Below are 19,103 nucleotides of genomic sequence, written 5' to 3'. Positions count from 1 at the left end.
CCTATGTATCCGGTCATACAGCAGCGCCACCCGGGGAGAAGGCTAGCGCAGCTGCTGCTGACGCAGCGTAGTTTTCACCAGACGCCAGGCGCTCCAGGCACCAAAGCCGCGGCGTGCCCAGCGGATCAGCATATTAGGATGCCGAACCGACCAGATCGCCATTACGCTGCTGCCGACCAGCGCCCATGAGCGCAGGCTCAGAACAGTGTTCCAGCCCCGGTCAAACCGATGCGTGGCTTCAACCCAGTCGCGTCGGCTGGCGGACAGATCCAACCGCTGCTGTTGGATCTGGCTCAGCAGATACGCTTTACGCTTCTGACGTTCGGCTTTGTCGCTCACGACTTATCATCCTCCAGCAGGGCGCGGTCGTTGGCCAGCTCCTGACGCGTGTGGCGCAGGAAGGTCGAGGTGCGCGCTTTATGCAGGGTCCAGATACCGCCTATCAGCGCTGCAACCAGCAGAACCACGGTTGTGGCAATCATCGCGTTCAGACGATACTGTGGATCGATAGCCCAGATGATTAACACCATCAGGCTCATCAGGCCAAACGCGGCAAAGAGCATCGTAAGCCCGAGCATGAGCAGCATCTGGAAGAGGTTGGCTTTCTCCTCTTCCAGCTCCACTACCGCAAGCCGGACGCGCGTTTCGGCAATCCCGACCAGCGTCGTAAGAATACGCTGGCCGATGCCGAGGACGTTTTTAGCAGGCCCTTGTGCGTGACGTGGATCTTCCATAATCAACGACGCGTCAGCAGGACACCCAGCACCACACCCACTGCGGCGCCAATACCTACACCCGTCCATGGATTATCACGTACATATTCGTCTGCGCGCGCAGCCGCTTCGCGGGTCTGTTTCGCCAGCGCGTCGCCGGTTTCACCCAGACGGTAACGGCTCTCTTTCAGCGCCTGCTCCGCTTTGCTGCGCAGTTTGCTCACTTCTTCTTTCGATTTATCGGCAGAAGAGTTCAGCACCTCTTCCAGGGTGTCCGCCAGGGATTTCAGTTCAGCGCGCAGATTTTCTGAAGTTGTATCTTTTGACATGATTCTCTCCTGTTGAGATTTCCGTTAACTCAATAATCGCGAGCTTCCAGCGCTTTCAGTTCGTCCTGCGCCTCTTGCAACTTCCTCTCGCGCTTGGCAATTTTTTCCGCATCACCTTTCTCTTTCGCTTCTTGCAGGTCTTGACGGCGCTCGGCTATCTCGTCCTTCTGTTCAGCGATTTTTTCCTGATGATCGGCACGCAGCTTGCTGTCCGTACAATTATCTTTCACTTCGCTCAACGCCTTTTTCAGACCGTCGATCCGGTGCTGATTGTTATGCTTCTCGGCATAACTGATTTCGCGTTGGATATCCTTTTCTTTCTCCTGACAAAGAGACATCGCGAAGGAAGCTGTGCTTAAAGAAAAAAGGGCCAGAGCAAGGGTGATGCGGTATTTCATTATAGAAACCTTCCATTGTGTTACGGCGTAAGCCGTGTTCCAGAACTTTGCGGAGAACATCTGAGGGGTGCTCCGCGTACTTAAGCATAGTAAGTAAACGGGAGTTTCACCAAAGTAGGTGAAAATATTCGGAATATTAGTCGTTAACCAAATCGATGCGACGTGTCGCGTAGCCGTGACATCCAGGAGGCGACGTGGCTGTCATCGTCCTGTTGCGCGATGATGTAACCCTGCGGCAGCGTTCGGTCCAGCACCGCTTTCGCCGCGGCGCTTTGCGCACTGGAGTCAAACTTTATCAGCAGGACATCGTCTTGCGGCGTGATGCTCTTAAAGCGGATCCCGTTAGCGTCCAGATGATGCCAGATGGAAAAACCATCCGGCACGCTGGTTCCTTGATTCACAGGACGGATAGCCAGCGTCGACTCCTGATGCTGTAGCGCAGACCACAGCAGAATGAGGGCGCTGAACATCATCAGCGCAACGATGGCGTAAGAGAAACGACGCAGGGCGAGCGGGGAGATAACCATCGTTAACCCCTGGCTCCGTATTTCTTCTTCCACAGTACAACCAGTGAACCGACCAGGCCAAACACCAGCAGAACGACCGGCAGCAGCATCAGGCAAGACATCAGCTGGTCTTCATACTTCATAAAGACCGGCGTTTTCCCGAGCGCGTAGCCGAGCGTGGTCAGGATCAGAACCCACAGCAAGCCGCTCATCCAGTTAAAGAACTGGAAGCGCGCGCTGCTGAGGCCAGACAGGCCCGCGATGGTCGGCAGCAGGGTGCGTACAAAGGCGATAAAGCGGCCGATCAGCAAGGCGGAAAGCCCGTGCTTATGGAACAGGTGGTGGGCTCGCTGGTGGTAATGTGCCGGAAGATGCGAAAGCCAGTTCTGGACGATCCGCGTGTTGCCCAGCCATCGCCCCTGAATATAACTCACCCAGCAACCCAGGCTGGCGGCGATGGTCAAAAGCAGGACCGTTTGCGGGAAAGCCATCGCCCCTTTTGCACAGAGCACCCCAACCAGCACCAGCAGGCTGTCGCCCGGTAAAAAGGCGGCAGGCAGCAGGCCGTTCTCAAGGAACAGGATCATAAATAACACAAAGTAGAGCATGCCAATCATGGATGGGTTGGCCAGCGTTTCGAAATCCTGAGCCCAGAGGGCATTCAGTAGTTGGGTCAAAAGTTCCATTCAGTGTTCCTGGAAATCGGTTAACGTCACGCCTGTCATTCGGGAAAACAGCACGGCGACATTGTTATGATTTCATTATGGTCGCTCGCGGACACATTGAGGTGTGGCCAACACTGTTCCCTGTTAATTGGCTGGTTAGCAAGCACTAACTTACAAAATAACGAAGTGAATCCAATTGTAACAAAGCCCGACGTTCTGCGTCACAGAATTTGAGGGGAAACACGATTTTGGCGTAAGCCACGGAGGGGAGCGAGAGATTTTACAAAGGCTGACACTATAGAGGTTTTCTTACCCTGTCTGGCCGGAGGGCGCGGCGGTGCGCCTGCCGGCAGTACGAAGGCTTATTTTGCGAGATTGGTCGCAGTATCGAGGTGAACCACCGGATTATCGGCAAAAAGATAGCGGTCAGCGTTAAATTCGAAGTCATCGCTGGTTTCATTAAACAGCATCTGTTTGGTGTTCTCCAGATGCTGCCACATCGCCAGTTTTGCCGCATGCGGATCCTTACGAATCAGCGCCTTGAGGATCTGGTCGTGATCGTCACACCAGTTGTCTACCGTGCGGGAATCAATGTGATCGTGCAATTTCTTCCAGTACGGGTTGTGAACGCGCTGAGTCCACATTTTTTCAACGATTGCCGCCAGCGCCGTGTTCTGAGTCGCAAGAGCAACCTGGACGTGGAATTGCAGGTCCCATTCGGAATCGCGGAAGCATTTTTCTTTACGCGCGTGGTCCTGAATTTCCATCAGCTTCATGATGTCTTGCTTGGTCACCTGCGTCGCCGCAAATTCCGCAATGTTGCTCTCAATCAGCTGGCGAGCCTGGAGAAGCTCAAACGGGCCGTAGCTGGCAAATTCCAGGCTTTCGTCCGGGGCGGGGGAGTGTTTGGCCTGGTTGGAAATCACGTGAATGCCGGAACCTTTGCGAACCTCAACGTAGCCTTCCACTTCCAGCATGATGATGGCTTCGCGCACCACGGTGCGGCTGACGCTTTTTTCATCCGCAATGAAACGCTCGGCGGGCAGTTTATCACCGACAAGATAGACACCTTGCTCGATGCGATCTTTCAGCTCGGCGGCAAGTTGTTGATATAAACGACGTGATTCGGTGATTTCCATATGCGCTCCAGGCAGGGTACGGCGATTGATTTGTTATACCACTTTTGCGTGCCAGTCTCCAGATTTCGCCATTAAAAAAGCCGCTACTCAGCGGCCTTTAAATGCCCGGCGGCGCTTCGCTTGCACGGGCCTACGGGTTTTGTAGGCCGGGTAAGCGTAGCGCCACCCGGCACAACAACGCTAACTCTGCGTCGCCGGTCCCCCAAGGGACTCTTTCGCCAGCTCGTCGGCGGATTTGCTTTTCAGCACCGTCCAGATAACCACCGCACCCAGCAGGTCGAAGATAGCCAGTACCGCGAACAGCGGGCTGAAGCCGATGGTATCCGCCAGCGCGCCGACCACCAGGGCAAACATCGTGCTCGCTGTCCAGGCGGCCATACCGGTCAGGCCGTTGGCGGTGGCCACTTCGTTACGGCCAAACACGTCGGAAGAGAGCGTAATCAGCGCGCCAGACAGGGACTGGTGAGCAAAGCCCCCGATACACAGCAGCGCGATAGCCACGTAAGGGCTGGTGAACAGGCCGATCATACCCGGGCCGATCATCAGCAGCGCGCCCATGGTCACCACCATCTTACGGGAGACAATCAGGTTCACGCCAAACCAGCGCTGGAACAGCGGTGGCAGGTAGCCGCCGACGATACAGCCCAGGTCAGCAAACAGCATTGGCATCCAGGCGAACATCGCGATCTCTTTCAGGTTAAAGCCGTAAACTTTAAACATGAACAGCGGGATCCAGGCGTTGAACGTACCCCAGGCCGGCTCTGCCAGGAAACGTGGCAGGGCGATACCCCAGAACTGACGGGTGCCCAGGATCTGCCAGACGGACATCTTTTTGCCGTTATCGGTCTGATGCTGAGATTCCTGGCCGTTAATAATGTAGTCGCGTTCTTCGGTAGACAGCTTTTTCTGGTCGCGAGGGTGCTTGTAGAAAATCAGCCACGCCATGGCCCAGGCGAAGCTCAGCACCCCGGAGATGATGAACGCCATCTGCCAGCTGTGCATCACGATAGCCCACACCACGAGCGGCGGCGCAATCATCGCCCCGATGGATGAACCCACGTTGAAGTAACCCACCGCGATGGAACGCTCTTTTGCCGGGAACCACTCAGAGCTGGCTTTCAGACCTGCGGGGATCATCGCCGCTTCGGCGGCACCTACCGCGCCACGCGCCAGCGCCAGACCGCCCCAGCTGCCTGCCAGTGCGGTCGCGCCGCAGAACACGGCCCAGGCAACGGCGAAGAAGGCATAACCAATTTTTGTACCCAGAATATCAAGAACATAACCTGCAACAGGCTGCATTACGGTGTAAGCGGCAGAATAGGCCGCAATGATGTAAGAGTATTGCTGCGTGGAGATATGCAACTCTTCCATCAACGTTGGCGCCGCTGCTGCCACGGTGTTACGTGTCAGGTAGCCCAGCACGGTGCCGAGCGTCACCAGTGCAATCATGTACCAACGTAACCCTTTAATTTTACGCATGTAAAACCTCATCGTTATGTTATTTCCGTGTCGGGACACGGCAACAACTCAACCGTTGCCGGGAGCTGTTCTGTAACGGGAGGGGCGTAACCGGGAACCTGTCCCGGAACGGCCCGAACCTTGCCATAAATAATCGTGCTAAGTCGGCTTCCGTACCGTTAAATCCGATGTATCAAACACCGGTAATGCATTCCGTCGGCTTATAGTTTGCGACGGCGAAAAGATAACTTGTCATACAACTTTAAAAGGTGAGTGACATCACAAAAGTGTGAATCTTTGTGTGGTCATTAAGCGACGCGCGCAAAGCCAGATATGGCGCGGCTTGCAGGAGGGTTTACCCCTTTGAGGGTAATTTATTTGTCGACGTTTATTGATCTAACTCACGAAAAAAACGTCGGACTCTGGAAATTGGTGTGATAACTTTGCAGCATCTGAACATAAGCTTTCTGACGCTCCCGTAATGAGGAAGACGATAATGACGCCGTTTATGACCGAAGATTTTCTGTTAGATACCGAATTTGCTCGCCGCCTGTACCACGACTACGCGAAAGACCAGCCGATTTTCGACTACCACTGCCACTTACCGCCGCAGCAGGTTGCCGAAAATTATCGTTTCAAAAACCTGTATGATATCTGGCTGAAGGGTGACCACTATAAATGGCGCGCAATGCGCACCAACGGCGTGGCCGAGCGCCTGTGTACCGGTGACGCCACCGATCGCGAGAAGTTCGACGCCTGGGCCGCTACCGTGCCGCACACCATCGGGAACCCGCTTTACCACTGGACACACCTCGAACTGCGTCGTCCGTTTGGTATCACCGGCAAGCTGTTGTCTCCCGCCACTGCGGATGAAATCTGGGACCAGTGCAACGAACTGCTGGCGCAGGATAGCTTCTCGGCGCGCGGCATCATGAAGCAGATGAACGTGAAAATGGTGGGCACCACCGACGATCCGATCGACTCCCTGGAGCACCACGCGGTTGTCGCGAAGGACAGCACGTTTGACATCAAGGTGCTGCCAAGCTGGCGCCCGGATAAAGCCTTCAACATCGAGCTGGCAACCTTTAACGACTACATGGCGAAACTGGCGGAAGTGTCTGATACCGACATCCGCCGTTTTGCCGATCTGCAATCTGCGCTGACCAAACGTCTGGATCACTTCGCCGCACACGGCTGTAAAGTTTCTGACCACGCGCTGGACGTGGTGCTGTTCGCGGAATCCAACGAAGCCGAACTGGACAGCATTCTGGCGCGTCGTCTCTCCGGCGAACAGTTAAGCGAGCATGAAGTCGCCCAGTTCAAAACGGCGGTGCTGGTGTTCCTCGGCGCGGAATATGCCCGTCGCGGCTGGGTGCAGCAGTACCACATCGGCGCGCTGCGTAATAACAACCAGCGTCAGTTCAAACTGCTGGGCGCGGACGTGGGCTTCGACTCCATCAACGACCGCCCGCTGGCGGAAGAGCTGTCTAAGCTGCTGAGCAAACAGAACGAGCAAAACCTGCTGCCGAAAACCATTCTTTACTGCCTGAACCCGCGCGATAACGAAGTGCTGGGCACCATGATCGGCAACTTCCAGGGTGAAGGTATGCCGGGCAAGATGCAGTTCGGCTCCGGCTGGTGGTTCAACGATCAGAAAGACGGCATGGAGCGTCAGATGACGCAGCTGGCGCAGCTCGGTCTGTTAAGCCGCTTCGTGGGTATGCTGACCGACAGCCGCAGCTTCCTGTCCTATACCCGTCATGAATATTTCCGCCGCATTCTGTGCCAGATGATTGGCCGCTGGGTGCACGCGGGTGAAGCGCCAGCGGATATCCAGCTGCTGGGCGAAATGGTGAAAAACATCTGCTTTAACAATGCGCGTGACTACTTCGCCATTGAACTGAACTAGGCCGTTTGAGGTTGATATGCAATACATCAAAATCCATTCGCTGGATAACGTTGCCGTCGCGCTGGCAGATTTAGCCGAAGGGACGGAAGTGACCTTCGACAACCAGTCGGTAACGTTACGCCAGGCCATTGGACGTGGACATAAGTTTGCCCTGATCCCCATCGCGAAAGGGGAGAACGTGGTGAAGTACGGTTTGCCCATCGGTCATGCGCTGGCGGATATTGCGCCGGGTGAATATATTCATTCGCACAATACCCGCACCAATCTCAGCGATCTGGACGAGTACAGCTATCAACCTGACTTCCAGCCAGAAGAAGGACAGGCGGCCGATCGTGAGGTGCAGATCTACCGCCGCGCCAGCGGCGAGGTGGGGATCCGCAATGAGCTGTGGATCCTTCCGACCGTCGGCTGCGTGAACGGGATCGCGCGTCAAATCCAGACGCGCTTCCTGAAAGAGACCAACGATGCTGAAGGCACCGACGGCGTGCACCTGTTTAGCCACACTTACGGCTGTTCGCAGCTGGGTGACGACCACATCAACACCCGCACCATGCTGCAAAACATGGTGCGCCACCCGAATGCGGGCGCGGTGCTGGTGATCGGCCTGGGCTGCGAGAACAACCAGGTGGATGCCTTCCGCGACACGCTGGGCGAATTCGACCCTGCGCGCGTGCACTTTATGGTGTGTCAGCACCAGGACGACGAAGTGGAAGCGGGCGTTGAACAGCTGCATCAGCTGTATGAGGTGATGCGCCACGACAGCCGCGAGCCGGGCAAGCTGAGCGAGCTGAAGTTTGGCCTGGAATGCGGCGGATCTGACGGTCTTTCCGGCATTACGGCTAACCCAATGCTGGGCCGCTTCTCGGATTACGTGATTGCCAACGGCGGCACCACGGTGCTGACCGAAGTGCCGGAGATGTTTGGCGCGGAGCGCATTCTGATGAGCCACTGCCGCGACGAAGAGACGTTTGAGAAGACCGTCACCATGGTCAACGACTTCAAGCAGTACTTCATCGCCCATAACCAGCCGATTTATGAGAATCCGTCGCCGGGTAACAAAGCGGGGGGCATCACCACGCTGGAAGAGAAATCCCTCGGCTGCACCCAGAAAGCGGGGGCCAGCCAGGTGGTGGACGTGCTGCGCTACGGCGAAAGGCTGAAAACCCACGGTCTGAACCTGCTGAGCGCGCCGGGTAACGACGCGGTCGCCACCAGTGCGCTGGCGGGGGCAGGCTGCCACATGGTGCTGTTCAGTACCGGTCGCGGTACGCCGTACGGCGGATTTGTGCCGACGGTGAAAATCGCCACCAACAGCGAACTGGCGGCGAAGAAAAAGCACTGGATCGACTTTGACGCGGGCCAGCTGATCCACGGCAAGGCGATGCCGCAGCTGCTCGATGAATTTGTTGATGTCATCGTGGAAATTGCCAGCGGCAAGCAAACCTGTAACGAGAAGAACGACTTCCGCGAGCTGGCGCTCTTTAAGAGTGGTGTGACGCTGTAAGCGTTATGTCGGGTGGCGCTAACGCTTACCCGACATACGGTATTCTGTAGGCCCGGTAAGGCGTAGCCGCCACCGGGCTTTTCTTTTTAACCTCGCAGGGCGTTCTTCGCTAAACGCGCGTCTTCCGCCTGACAGGCCGCAGCGGTGAACAGCACGTCGGTAGAGGAGTTCAGCGCCGTTTCGCAGGAATCCTGCAATACGCCGATAATAAAGCCGACTGCGACGACCTGCATGGCAATCTCGTTCGGGATACCGAACATATTGCACGCCAGCGGGATCAGCAGCAGCGAGCCGCCCGCCACGCCGGAGGCGCCACAGGCGCACAGCGATGCCACCACGCTCAGCAGCAGGGCAGTTGGCAGATCGACCGGAATACCCAGCGTATGCACGGCCGCCAGCGTCAGCACGGTGATGGTGATCGCCGCACCCGCCATGTTCACGGTTGCTCCCAGTGGAATTGAAACCGAATAGGTATCGCGATCCAGGTTCAGCTTCTCCGCCAGCGCCATGTTGACCGGAATGTTTGCCGCCGAGCTGCGGGTAAAGAAGGCGTATACGCCGCTCTCGCGCAGGCAGGTCAGCACCAGCGGATACGGGTTACGGCGGATCTGCCAGAACACCAGCAGCGGGTTGATCACCAGCGCCACCAGCAGCATACAGCCGACCAGCACCATCAGCAGCTGCGCGTAGCCCCACAGCGCCTCAAAGCCGGTTGTGGCCAGGGTAGACGACACCAGGCCGAAGATACCGATGGGCGCAAAGCGAATCACGACCTTCACGATAAAGGTCACGGCGTTGGACATGTCGTTGACCAGATTTTTCGTCGTTTCGTTGCCGTGACGCAGGGCGAAGCCCAGGCCGATCGCCCACACCAGGATGCCAATGTAGTTGGCATTCAGCAGGGCATCAATGGGGTTAGAAACCATGCTCATCAGCAGGCCGCGCAGCACTTCCACAATGCCTGAAGGCGGCGTAACGTCGCCCGCCGCAGAGGTCAGATGCAGCGTGGAGGGGAAGAGGAAGCTAAAGACCACTGCGGTCAGCGCAGCAGAAAACGTGCCCAGCAGATATAAAAAGAGAATCGGGCGAATGTTGGTTTTTTGTCCGTGCTGGTGATTGGCGATAGAAGCCATCACCAGCATCAGTACCAGCACCGGCGCAACGGCCTTCAGCGCGCCCACGAAAAGCGTTCCGAGAAGCCCTGTTGCTTCCGCGGCAGGTTTTGACACCAGCGCCAGCAGAATACCCAGAACCAGCCCTACCAGGATTTGTTTAACCAGGCTGCCCTGCGTCAGACGCGCAAGCAGGCCCTTAGATTGTGTGCTCATACTAAATTCCTAAGTGAAATTGTGTTCCATCCTGGATGTGCTCTAAGTCACATTTATTTCAGGATGTAAATATTTGTTTGCCTGGTTGAGTATCAAGGAAAGCGGGGAAAGGCGGAAGAGTAAAATGCTGGATTTTACGTGTTGCGTCATGTTTTTTAACTATTAATTAACGGAAGGCCGGGTGGCGCTACGCTTACCCGGCCTACGAATTGGGTCCGTGTAGGCCCGGTAAGCGCAGCGCCACCGGGCAAAACGCACTAAACCTGCTGCTTTTTATCGTGCTGGCGGTTAACCCAGGTATTGATAACCAGCGTCACCAGCAGAATGCCAAACACCACGCCGAGCGAAATGGCGATCGGGATATGGTAGAAATCGACAATCAGCATCTTGATACCAATGAAGACCAGAATCACCGACAGACCGTACTTCAGCATGGAGAAGCGCTCTGCCGCCCCTGCCAGCAGGAAGTACATCGCACGCAGGCCGAGGATCGCAAACAGGTTCGAGGTCAGGACGATGAACGGGTCGGTGGTGACCGCGAAGATTGCCGGAATACTGTCCACCGCAAAGATAACGTCGCTCAGCTCGACCAGAATCAGCACCAGCAGCAGCGGGGTGGCGAACAGCAGGCCGTTCTTACGCACGAAGAAATGCTCGCTCTCGATTTTGTCCGTCATGCGCAGATGACCACGGATCCACTTCACCAGCGGCTTATCACCGATACCGGTATCGTCTTCTTTCGCCAGCGCCATTTTGACCCCGGTGAACAGCAGGAACGCGCCGAACACGTACAGCAGCCATTCGAACTGGGTAATCAGCCAGCTGCCGGCGAAGATCATGATGGTACGCAGGATGATGGCACCCAGCACGCCGTAGACCAGCACGCGGCGTTGCAGAGCCGCAGGCACGGCAAAATAGCTGAACAGCATCAGCCAGACGAAGACGTTATCAACCGCCAGCGCTTTTTCAATCAGATAGCCGGTGAGGAAGGCGAGTGCCTGAGGATCCGCCACCGCACGGCCTTCGGTTGAGGCCAGGTACCACCAGAAGACGGCGCAGAAGAGGAGTGAGAGGGATACCCATACCAGCGACCAGACGGCGGCTTGCTTGACGCTCATGCCATGCTCGCCGCGACGACCCTGCAAAAAGAGGTCGATTGCCAGCATGATGAGCACGACTACCGCGAATCCGCCCCACAGCATTGGAGTGCCGACAGAATGCATACTATTTTCCTTACACATAAAAAAACAAAAACGGCTATGGTCAGAAGACGATAGCCGTTAGCTTTTTATGCATAGACCTCGCCTTCCGGCAAGGTCTCACTTACAACCATGAAGGTTGCCCGGCGACCGGATGCGGTTTTGCACGCATCGTAATGACGATCCACCGGCGAAGAAGTTACTCCCCTTTGCAGGTAACAAAATATGTCAGACCATCGATTTCGTCAATGCTCTGCACGGTTTCATTACACAGCTTTACGCGACGGCTTCCACATTCACGCCGTCTGCGGGGAAGACTACGCCGGTCTGTCGGCGGATCTCCGTTTGCAGCTTCGCCGTGGTGCGACTGATCGCCAGCCCAGGGTGGTTCACTTCGTTGTCTTCTACCAGACGGGCGAAGACCTCTGCCTCATAAAGCATAGTGTTAATATGCTGAGGCTGCGTCAGCTCCTGCGCTTTTCCGCCGCGCGGGACGATGCTGAGCTTCTGGCATTCGGATATTTTTTCGATCACCAGCGAGCCGTCTTCGCCCTGAATTTCGCTTGGCAGTACGGAGTCGCTGACCTTCGAGTGCTGCAACGTCACGCTGAAATCACCGTAGTCCAGCACCACGATACCGTGGGCGTCCACGCCGCTCTCCAGCAGGCTGGCGGTGGCCGTCACGCCGTGCGGTTCACCCCACAGCGCGACCGCAGAGGCCAGACAGTAAAAACCGATATCCATAATTGAGCCATTCGAGAAGGCCGGGTTAAAGGTATTCGGGTTTTCGCCGTCCAGATAGCGCTGGTAGCGCGAGGAATACTGGCAGTAGTTGATAAAGGCTTTACGCACTTTGCCAATTTTCGGCAGGGACTGCTGCAACAGCAGGAAGTTCGGCAGGCTGGCGGTTTTGAACGCTTCAAACAGCACCACCTGGTTTTCCCGGGCAAGCTGAATGGCGGCTTCCACTTCCTCAATATTCGAGGCCAGCGGCTTCTCGCAGATCACGTGCTTTTTGTGGCTGAGGAACAGCTTCGTTTGCGTGAAATGCAGAGAATTCGGGCTGGCGATATAGACCGCGTCAATGGCGTCGCTTTGCGCCATCTCATCGAGCGAGGTGAACAGATGTTCAACCAGGTAGTCATTCGCAAAACTCTGCGCCTGCTCAAGGCTGCGGGAATAGACTGCGGTGAGCTTATATTTGCCGGTTTCGTGGGCGGCGTCGACGAACTGGCGCGTGATCCAGTTCGTACCGATGACTGCGAAACGTATCATAAACGTTTACGTACTCCGTAGCAGGGAACTTAAAACCACTGTAGCACGTCATCATGACATTTCGCGTGCGCTACTGCGCATTACTCTTTAACGATAAATGCGTCAGCCACAGCCGGGTATCAAACTCCAGCTGGTGGTACTGCGGCTCCATATGGCAGCACAGGGAATAGAAGGCTTTGTCGTGCTCTTTCTCTTTCAGGTGCGCCAGCTCGTGCACCACGATCATCCGCAGAAAGGCTTCCGGCGCGTTACGGAAAACGGTCGCCACGCGGATCTCCGCCTTAGCCTTTAGCTTGCCGCCCTGCACGCGGGAGATGGCGGTGTGCAGGCCGAGCGCATTTTTCAGCACGTGGATCTTGTTGTCGTACATCACCTTGTTGATCGGCGGGGCGCTTCTGAGATAACGGTTTTTCAGATCCTGCGTATACTGCCAGAGCGCCTTATCGGTCGCGAAATCGTGGGTGCCGGGATAGCGTTTTTCCAGCACCGCGCCGAGCTTCTGCTCGGCAATCAGGCTGCGAACCTGGGAAAGTAAATGCTCCGGGTAGCCCTGGAGATAAGTAAGTTGGTTCATCAACGCCCCAAATCGACAATAAAACGGGTATACTCACGCACCCTTTTCAGGGATACGCCAAATTTTACCATTCAGGAGGGCCGATGAGCCACTTAGACAACGGTTTCCGTTCACTCAACCTTAAACGTTTCCCGGAAACGGACGACGTAAACCCGCTTCAGGCGTGGGAAGCGGCGGATGAATATCTGCTGCAACAGTTGGATGAGACTGAAATCCGCGGCCCGGTTCTGATCCTGAATGACGCGTTTGGCGCGCTGGGCTGCGCGCTGGCGGAACACGCACCTTACAGCATCGGCGATTCTTACCTGAGCGAGCTGGCGACGCGTGAAAACCTGCGTCACAACGACATCGACGAATCCAGCGTGAAGTTCCTCGACAGCACCGCGGACTACCCGCAGGCGCCGGGCGTGGTGCTGATCAAAGTGCCCAAAACCATGGCGCTGCTGGAACAGCAGCTGCGCGCGCTGCGTAAAGTCGTGACGCCAGAAACGCGTATTATCGCGGGTGCGAAGGCGCGCGATATTCACACCTCGACGCTGGAGCTGTTCGAGAAAGTGCTCGGTCCGACCACCACCACGCTCGCCTGGAAAAAAGCGCGCCTGATCAACTGTACCTTTAGCGCGCCGGAACTGGCCGACGCGCCGGAGACCCTGAGCTGGACGCTGGAAGGCACCGACTGGACCATCCACAACCATGCGAACGTTTTCTCACGCACCGGTCTGGACATCGGAGCGCGTTTCTTTATGGAACATCTGCCGGAAAATCTGGAAGGGGAAATTGTCGATCTGGGCTGCGGCAACGGGGTGATTGGCCTGACGCTGCTGGCGAAGAATCCGGAAGCCAGCGTGGTGTTCAGCGACGAGTCGCCGATGGCGGTGGCCTCCAGCCGTCTGAACGTGGAAACCAACATGCCGGACGCGCTGGATCGCTGCGAGTTTATGATTAACAACGCGCTCTCCGGCGTAGAGCCTTTCCGCTTTAACGCCGTGTTCTGCAACCCGCCGTTCCACCAGAAGCACGCCCTGACGGATAACGTCGCGTGGGAGATGTTCCACCACGCGCGCCGCTGCCTGAAAATCAACGGCGAGCTGTACATCGTGGCGAACCGCCACCTGGACTACTTCCACAAGCTGAAAAAGATCTTCGGTAACTGCGTCACCATTGCGACGAACAACAAGTTTGTGGTGCTGAAAGCGGTGAAGCTGGGGCGTCGTCGGTAAGATGGTTTTGCCTGGCGGCGCTGCGCTTGCACAGGCCTACGGTTTTGTAGGCCCGGTAAGCGCAGCGCCACCGGACAAGAAATCAAATCGCTAATGCCAATGTTGTCCCCTGAGCAATCGCCCGCCGCGCATCCAGCTCCATCGCCACATCGCACCCGCCAATCAAATGTACCGTTTTACCGGCTTCGCGCAGCGGATCGGCCAGATCGCGCTTCGGCTCCTGTCCGGCACATAAAATCACATGATCCACGCGCAGCAGCTGCGGTTCACCGCCGATCAGCACGTGCAGCCCGTCGTCGTCGATCTTCTGGTAGCTCACCCCCGGGATCATCTTCACCCCGCGTGAGAGCAGGGTGGCGCGGTGGATCCAGCCCGTGGTTTTGCCCAGCCCTTCGCCCGGCTTGCTGGCCTTACGCTGGAGCATCACGATCTGACGCGGGCTTTTCGGCAGCTGTGGACCTTCCGGGCGCAGGCCCCCGGACTGACTGAGGCTGGTATCAATGCCCCATTCCACGCAAAACTCGGCGATGTTCTGGCTGGTGGCCTCGCCCGGCTGGCTTAAATACATCGCGGTATCAAAGCCAATGCCGCCGCAGCCGATAATCGCCACCTTTTCACCAACGGGCGCTTTATCGCGCAGTACGTCCAGATAGCTCAACACCTTCGGATGATCGATGCCCTCGATCGCAGGCGTGCGCGGGGCGATCCCGCTCGCGAGGATCACCTCGTCGAAGTCGATGAGATCCGCCGCGTTGACAAACTGGTTAAGCCGCAGATCAACACCCGTCAGGTCGATCATCCGGCGGTAATAGCGCAGGGTTTCATAGAACTCCTCTTTGCCGGGGATCTGTTTGGCGATATTAAACTGCCCGCCAATTTCACCGGCGGCATCAAACAGCGTCACGCGGTGCCCGCGCGTGGCGGCATTGACCGCAAACGCCAGGCCTGCGGGGCCGGCACCCACGACGGCCAGGCGTTTTTGACTGACCGCCGGGACGACCGGTATTTTGGTCTCATGGCAGGCGCGGGGGTTCACCAGGCATGAGGTGACTTTGCCGGCGAAGATCTGATCCAGACACGCCTGGTTACAGCCGATGCAGGTGTTGATCTCATCCGCACGGCCGCTTTGCGCTTTAGAGAGCAGTTCAGCATCCGCGAGGAACGGACGCGCCATCGATACCATATCGGCGTCGCCGCGTGAGATCACATCGTCCGCCACCTGCGGGTCGTTAATGCGATTCGTCGTTACCAGCGGAACGGAGACTTTGCCTTTAAGCTTGCGCGTTACCCAACTGAACGCCGCGCGCGGCACCGGCGTGGCGATGGTCGGAATGCGCGCTTCGTGCCAGCCAATTCCGGTGTTGATAATCGTGGCGCCTGCGGCTTCGATCGCCTGCGCCAGCTGTACGGTTTCGTCGAACGTGCCGCCGCCTTCCACCAGGTCGAGCATCGACAGGCGGAAGATGATAATAAAATCCGCACCCGCACGTTCACGCACCGCACGCACCACTTCCACGGCAAAGCGCATTCGGCGGGCATAGTCGCCGCCCCATTCGTCGTCGCGCTGGTTGGTGCGGGCGGCGAGGAACTCGTTAATCAGATAGCCTTCAGAGCCCATCACCTCCACGCCGTCGTAACCCGCCTCACGCGCCAGCGCGGCGCAGCGGGCAAAATCGTCGATCAGCGCCAGGATCTCGTCGTGGCTGAGGGCGTGAGGGGTAAAGCGGTTAATTGGCGCCTGAATAGCCGATGGCGCAACCAGCTTTGGCTGATAGCTGTAGCGCCCGGTATGCAGAATTTGCAGGGCGATTTTGCCGCCTTCGTTATGCACCGCGTCCGTGACAATCCGGTGATGCGGCAGCTGTGTCGCATCATTCAGAACTGCACCGCCCTCCATCGTCACGCCGGTAGGGGCAGGGGCTACGCCGCCGGTGACAATCAGCGCCACCCCGTGGCGCGCGCGCTCGGCGTAGAAGGCCGCCAGACGTTCAGCCCCGTCCGGACGCTCCTCCAGCCCGGTGTGCATCGAGCCCATCAGCACGCGGTTTTTGAGGGTGGTAAACCCCAGATCGAGGGGGGCGAATAGCGACGGATAGCGGCTCATAGTCTCTTCCAGTGTAAAATTATTGTTATGTGGTCGGATGAGTTACTAATTTAGCCAGCGGCAGCAGAAAGGTAAAAGCGGGATCGAATGATTGTGATAGATCTCAAAGAACTTCCCCGGTGGCGCTACGCTTACCGGGGCTACAAAACCCCAGGACGGATAAGCGCAGCGCCATCCGGCGTTATTTACGGCATCGCTGCCCGCGCTAACCCCGGCGCCTGCCACATCGACGTCGTCAGCCCGCTGTCCACCAGGCCGAGCTGGTCGGCGTACACCGCCTGCCACTTCTGCATCATGCCGTCGTACAGCTCCCGGTGCTGCGGGTTTGGCGTAAACTCGCGGCTCCACTTCACCAGCCGCTCGCCCGTCGAGGCCATATCCGAAAACAGCCCCGCGCCCGTTCCGGCGGCAATGGCGCAGCCGAGCGCCGTTGCCTCTTTGACTTCCGGCACGCGCACCGGCAGACCGGTGACGTCGCTTAAAATCTGGCTCCACAGGGCGCCCTTCGCGCCGCCGCCCGCAAACACCAGGCTATCAAACGTCACGCCGGAGAAGCGCGAAATCTGCGTCAGGTTACAGGCCGAGACGATTGCCGCGTTCTCCTCCAGGGCGCGGAACAGCGTCGCTTTGTTGCACTTTTCCGGGTCGATGGAGAGGTTAATAAACGACGGCGCGGCGTGGTACCACTGCTTGAAATGCATCGCGTCGGAGAAGATTGGCATTACGCCGTGGGAGCCAGCGGGTACGCGGCCCGCCATCTCTTCCAGCAGGGAATAGGTGTCCATCCCCATCCGCTCGGCAATCAGCTTTTCCTCGGCGCAAAAGGCGTCGCGGAACCAGCGCATGGTCAGCCCGGTAAAGAAGCTGATCGACTCCGCCTGCGCCATGCCGGGAATAACGTGCGGGTTCACGCGGATGTTCATCTCAGGGTCGGTGCGCACCTGCGGCAGGTTAACCACCTGCTGCCAGAAGGTGCCGCCCAGCACCGCCGTTTGTCCGGCGCGGACCACGCCCAGCCCCAGGCAGCCCAGCTGCACGTCGCCACCGCCCATCACGACCGGGGTGCCTTCGCGCAGGCCGCTCTGCTGCGCGGCTTCTTTGGTGATAGCACCCAGCACGGTGCCGGTCTCTTTCACCGGCGAGAGGATATCGGCGCGCAGCCCGGCCATGTCGAGCAGTGCCGGACGCCAGTCGCGTGAAAAGAGATCCAGCATGCCGGTGGTGCCCGCATTGGACGGGTCCACCGCCAGCTCGCCGGAAAGCTTTGCCTCCAGCCAGTCGCTGATCATGGTGATAGTGGCGGCCTTACGATAAATATCAGGGCGATGATGCGCCAGCCAGAGCAGGCGCGGCATGGCGCTAAGGGCAAGCGTCTGCCCGGAAACGTCATACACTTCGGATTCAAAACGATAGTCGTGGATCTCTTTGAGTTCAGCTACCTCGCGGCTGGCGCGGGCGTCAACGTTGGCGCAGGCCCAGATGGCCTCGCCGCTGCGATCGTACAGCACGATCCCTTCGCGCATCGAACAGCAGGCGACAGACTGAATATCCGCCGCGCTCAGGCGCGCGCGCTCCAGCGCCTGATGAATGCACCGGCAGGCCAGCTGCCAGTTGGTGTCGAGGTCGAATTCCATCGATCCCGGCACGTTCTCCACGCTCAGGTGCTTCCACTCGGCCTGGCCGACGGCAATCTGGTTGCCCTGTAAATCGAAAATCACGGCGCGAACGCTGCCTGTCCCTGCATCTAACGCTAAAAGGTAACTCATGAGCTTGCCTCGCTGTTAGCGCAGGGCGACTCTTATTCGGCCAGAGCCAGCACCGCGCGGGCTGTCGTCTCTTCCGTCACCAGGCCATTAATACGGCGACCTTTCAGTGCGGCGTAAATCGCATCGGCTTTCTCTTCCCCTCCGGCCACGCCGACGATGGTGGGCAGTTGCGCCAGTTCATCGAGCGTGACGCCCAGTAATTCTTTGTGGATCTCCAGCTCCTCGACGCATACCCCTTCGGCGTTAAGGAAATAGCCGAGGATATCGCCCACCGCCCCTTTACGGGCGTACATCAGCTGTTCACCTTCGCTGATATAGCCGGAGCGCAGTATCGTCGCGTCACGGCGCTGGTTCACGGAACCAATGCCGACCACCGCCACGTCAGCGGCGGTCGCGGCGAGGATCACGTCCCGCACGCTGGTTTCGCGCTTTAAGATCCCGGCGACTTCAGCGGATGAAACGCGAAGCGGGGCGGGGATCATGCTGACGCTACAGGCCGCATCCAGCTGGCCGATACCGGTCATATACGGCCCCACGCCGCCGGAAAGCGTCACCAGGCGGATCTGCTGCGAGCTGATAAAGCCGCTTAAGTGTTGCAGACTGCTCATGGTGGTTTCACCGAAGCCCACCGCTAACAGCTGGCCGGGCGCCAGCACGCCCATCAGCGACTGCGCCGCGCCAATGCCTAACCGCACGTTCATCGGCGGGGTATTGAGGGCGGGCATCACGCGCACCAGCTTCAGGCCAAAGCGCTGCTGTAGCTCAGTTTCCAGCGCCAGGCAGCCCTCGTAGCGGGAGTTGATCTGCACGCGGATCACCCCCGACTGACGGCCTTTCTCCAGCAGGCGGGAGATCTTCAGGCGCGGCAAACCGAGCCGTTCGCCGATATCATTCTGGGTCAGCCCGTCGTGGTAGTAGCACCAGGCGACGCGCGCCACCAGCTCCTCTTCTGCTAGTGCCAGCCCGGCAAACCGTCCTTCTTCCGCAGTGCGTTTATCGCTCATAATTGAACTCTT

The 19,103-nt window shown here is 57.8% G+C and carries 18 protein-coding genes; 3 read left to right on the top strand and 15 right to left on the bottom strand.

Going from position 1 to position 19,103, the window contains the following annotated elements:
• Positions 1–42: 42 nt before the first annotated feature.
• From IM267_RS14480 to IM267_RS14445, 8 genes are all read right to left on the bottom strand, one after another.
• Positions 43–339: a YqjK-like family protein gene (locus tag IM267_RS14480; RefSeq protein WP_003862649.1), complete on the bottom strand. Its 297-nt coding sequence runs from the start codon at positions 337–339 to the stop codon at positions 43–45.
• Complete coding sequence (locus IM267_RS14475) at positions 336–734, bottom strand: phage holin family protein (protein ID WP_003862647.1); 399 nt, start codon at positions 732–734, stop codon at positions 336–338. The genes IM267_RS14480 and IM267_RS14475 overlap by 4 nt, the downstream gene beginning before the upstream one ends.
• Before the next feature lie 2 nt (positions 735–736).
• The gene (locus IM267_RS14470; protein ID WP_003862645.1) at positions 737–1,042 is read right to left on the bottom strand and encodes a YqjD family protein; all 306 of its coding nucleotides are present in this window, start codon (positions 1,040–1,042) and stop codon (positions 737–739) included.
• Between the two features lie 29 nt (positions 1,043–1,071).
• Positions 1,072–1,440: a DUF1090 domain-containing protein gene (locus IM267_RS14465; protein ID WP_063451091.1), complete on the bottom strand. Its 369-nt coding sequence runs from the start codon at positions 1,438–1,440 to the stop codon at positions 1,072–1,074.
• Between the two features lie 143 nt (positions 1,441–1,583).
• A complete protein-coding gene (gene mzrA / locus IM267_RS14460) occupies positions 1,584–1,967 on the bottom strand; it encodes an EnvZ/OmpR regulon moderator MzrA (protein ID WP_063867631.1) in 384 nt (127 codons plus the stop codon).
• A 2-nt stretch (positions 1,968–1,969) separates the two neighbouring features.
• On the bottom strand, positions 1,970–2,632 hold the full coding sequence (gene yqjA, locus IM267_RS14455) for a DedA family general envelope maintenance protein YqjA (protein WP_022649475.1): 663 nt from the start codon (positions 2,630–2,632) through the stop codon (positions 1,970–1,972).
• A gap of 341 nt (positions 2,633–2,973) precedes the next feature.
• Entirely contained in the window at positions 2,974–3,750 is a 777-nt protein-coding gene (exuR, locus tag IM267_RS14450; RefSeq protein WP_063451093.1) for a transcriptional regulator ExuR, read from the bottom strand.
• A 180-nt stretch (positions 3,751–3,930) separates the two neighbouring features.
• The gene (locus tag IM267_RS14445) at positions 3,931–5,229 is read right to left on the bottom strand and encodes an MFS transporter (RefSeq protein ID WP_063451094.1); all 1,299 of its coding nucleotides are present in this window, start codon (positions 5,227–5,229) and stop codon (positions 3,931–3,933) included.
• A 475-nt stretch (positions 5,230–5,704) separates the two neighbouring features.
• Between IM267_RS14445 and uxaC the strand changes: the two genes are divergently transcribed.
• The gene (gene uxaC / locus IM267_RS14440; RefSeq protein WP_107533925.1) at positions 5,705–7,117 is read left to right on the top strand and encodes a glucuronate isomerase; all 1,413 of its coding nucleotides are present in this window, start codon (positions 5,705–5,707) and stop codon (positions 7,115–7,117) included.
• Between the two features lie 16 nt (positions 7,118–7,133).
• Complete coding sequence (locus IM267_RS14435) at positions 7,134–8,621, top strand: UxaA family hydrolase (protein WP_193033645.1); 1,488 nt, start codon at positions 7,134–7,136, stop codon at positions 8,619–8,621.
• Between the two features lie 86 nt (positions 8,622–8,707).
• Here IM267_RS14435 and sstT read toward each other — a convergent pair whose 3' ends face one another.
• The 4 genes from sstT to IM267_RS14415 all read right to left on the bottom strand — a co-directional run bounded on the left by sstT (position 8,708) and on the right by IM267_RS14415 (position 12,997).
• Entirely contained in the window at positions 8,708–9,949 is a 1,242-nt protein-coding gene (sstT, locus tag IM267_RS14430; RefSeq protein WP_193033644.1) for a serine/threonine transporter SstT, read from the bottom strand.
• A 257-nt stretch (positions 9,950–10,206) separates the two neighbouring features.
• Positions 10,207–11,172 carry a TerC family protein gene (locus IM267_RS14425; RefSeq protein ID WP_063867641.1) on the bottom strand — a complete coding sequence of 322 codons (966 nt, stop codon included), beginning with the start codon at positions 11,170–11,172 and terminating at the stop codon, positions 10,207–10,209.
• A 252-nt stretch (positions 11,173–11,424) separates the two neighbouring features.
• Positions 11,425–12,423, bottom strand: a complete 999-nt coding sequence (locus IM267_RS14420; protein WP_193033643.1) for a Gfo/Idh/MocA family protein — start codon at positions 12,421–12,423, stop codon at positions 11,425–11,427.
• Between the two features lie 70 nt (positions 12,424–12,493).
• Positions 12,494–12,997 (bottom strand): YgjP-like metallopeptidase domain-containing protein, encoded by a 504-nt coding sequence (locus IM267_RS14415; protein WP_063451100.1) that lies wholly within the window; start codon positions 12,995–12,997, stop codon positions 12,494–12,496.
• An 83-nt stretch (positions 12,998–13,080) separates the two neighbouring features.
• Here IM267_RS14415 and rlmG point away from each other — a divergent pair, with 83 nt between their 5' ends.
• Positions 13,081–14,217, top strand: coding sequence for a 23S rRNA (guanine(1835)-N(2))-methyltransferase RlmG (gene rlmG, locus IM267_RS14410; protein ID WP_193033642.1), 1,137 nt, complete (start codon positions 13,081–13,083; stop codon positions 14,215–14,217).
• An 82-nt stretch (positions 14,218–14,299) separates the two neighbouring features.
• Here rlmG and IM267_RS14405 read toward each other — a convergent pair whose 3' ends face one another.
• From IM267_RS14405 to lsrR, 3 genes are all read right to left on the bottom strand, one after another.
• The gene (locus IM267_RS14405) at positions 14,300–16,321 is read right to left on the bottom strand and encodes an NADPH-dependent 2,4-dienoyl-CoA reductase (RefSeq protein ID WP_193033641.1); all 2,022 of its coding nucleotides are present in this window, start codon (positions 16,319–16,321) and stop codon (positions 14,300–14,302) included.
• 185 nt (positions 16,322–16,506) lie between these two features.
• On the bottom strand, positions 16,507–18,087 hold the full coding sequence (gene lsrK, locus IM267_RS14400; RefSeq protein WP_193033640.1) for an autoinducer-2 kinase: 1,581 nt from the start codon (positions 18,085–18,087) through the stop codon (positions 16,507–16,509).
• Positions 18,088–18,119: 32 nt separating this feature from the next.
• The gene (gene lsrR, locus IM267_RS14395) at positions 18,120–19,091 is read right to left on the bottom strand and encodes a transcriptional regulator LsrR (protein WP_193033639.1); all 972 of its coding nucleotides are present in this window, start codon (positions 19,089–19,091) and stop codon (positions 18,120–18,122) included.
• Positions 19,092–19,103 lie beyond the last annotated feature (12 nt).

It is taken from the genome of Enterobacter cloacae complex sp. P15RS (assembly GCF_014895905.1).
Lineage (GTDB): Bacteria > Pseudomonadota > Gammaproteobacteria > Enterobacterales > Enterobacteriaceae > Enterobacter > Enterobacter quasihormaechei.
This window is presented reverse-complemented; position numbering and strand designations above follow the sequence as displayed.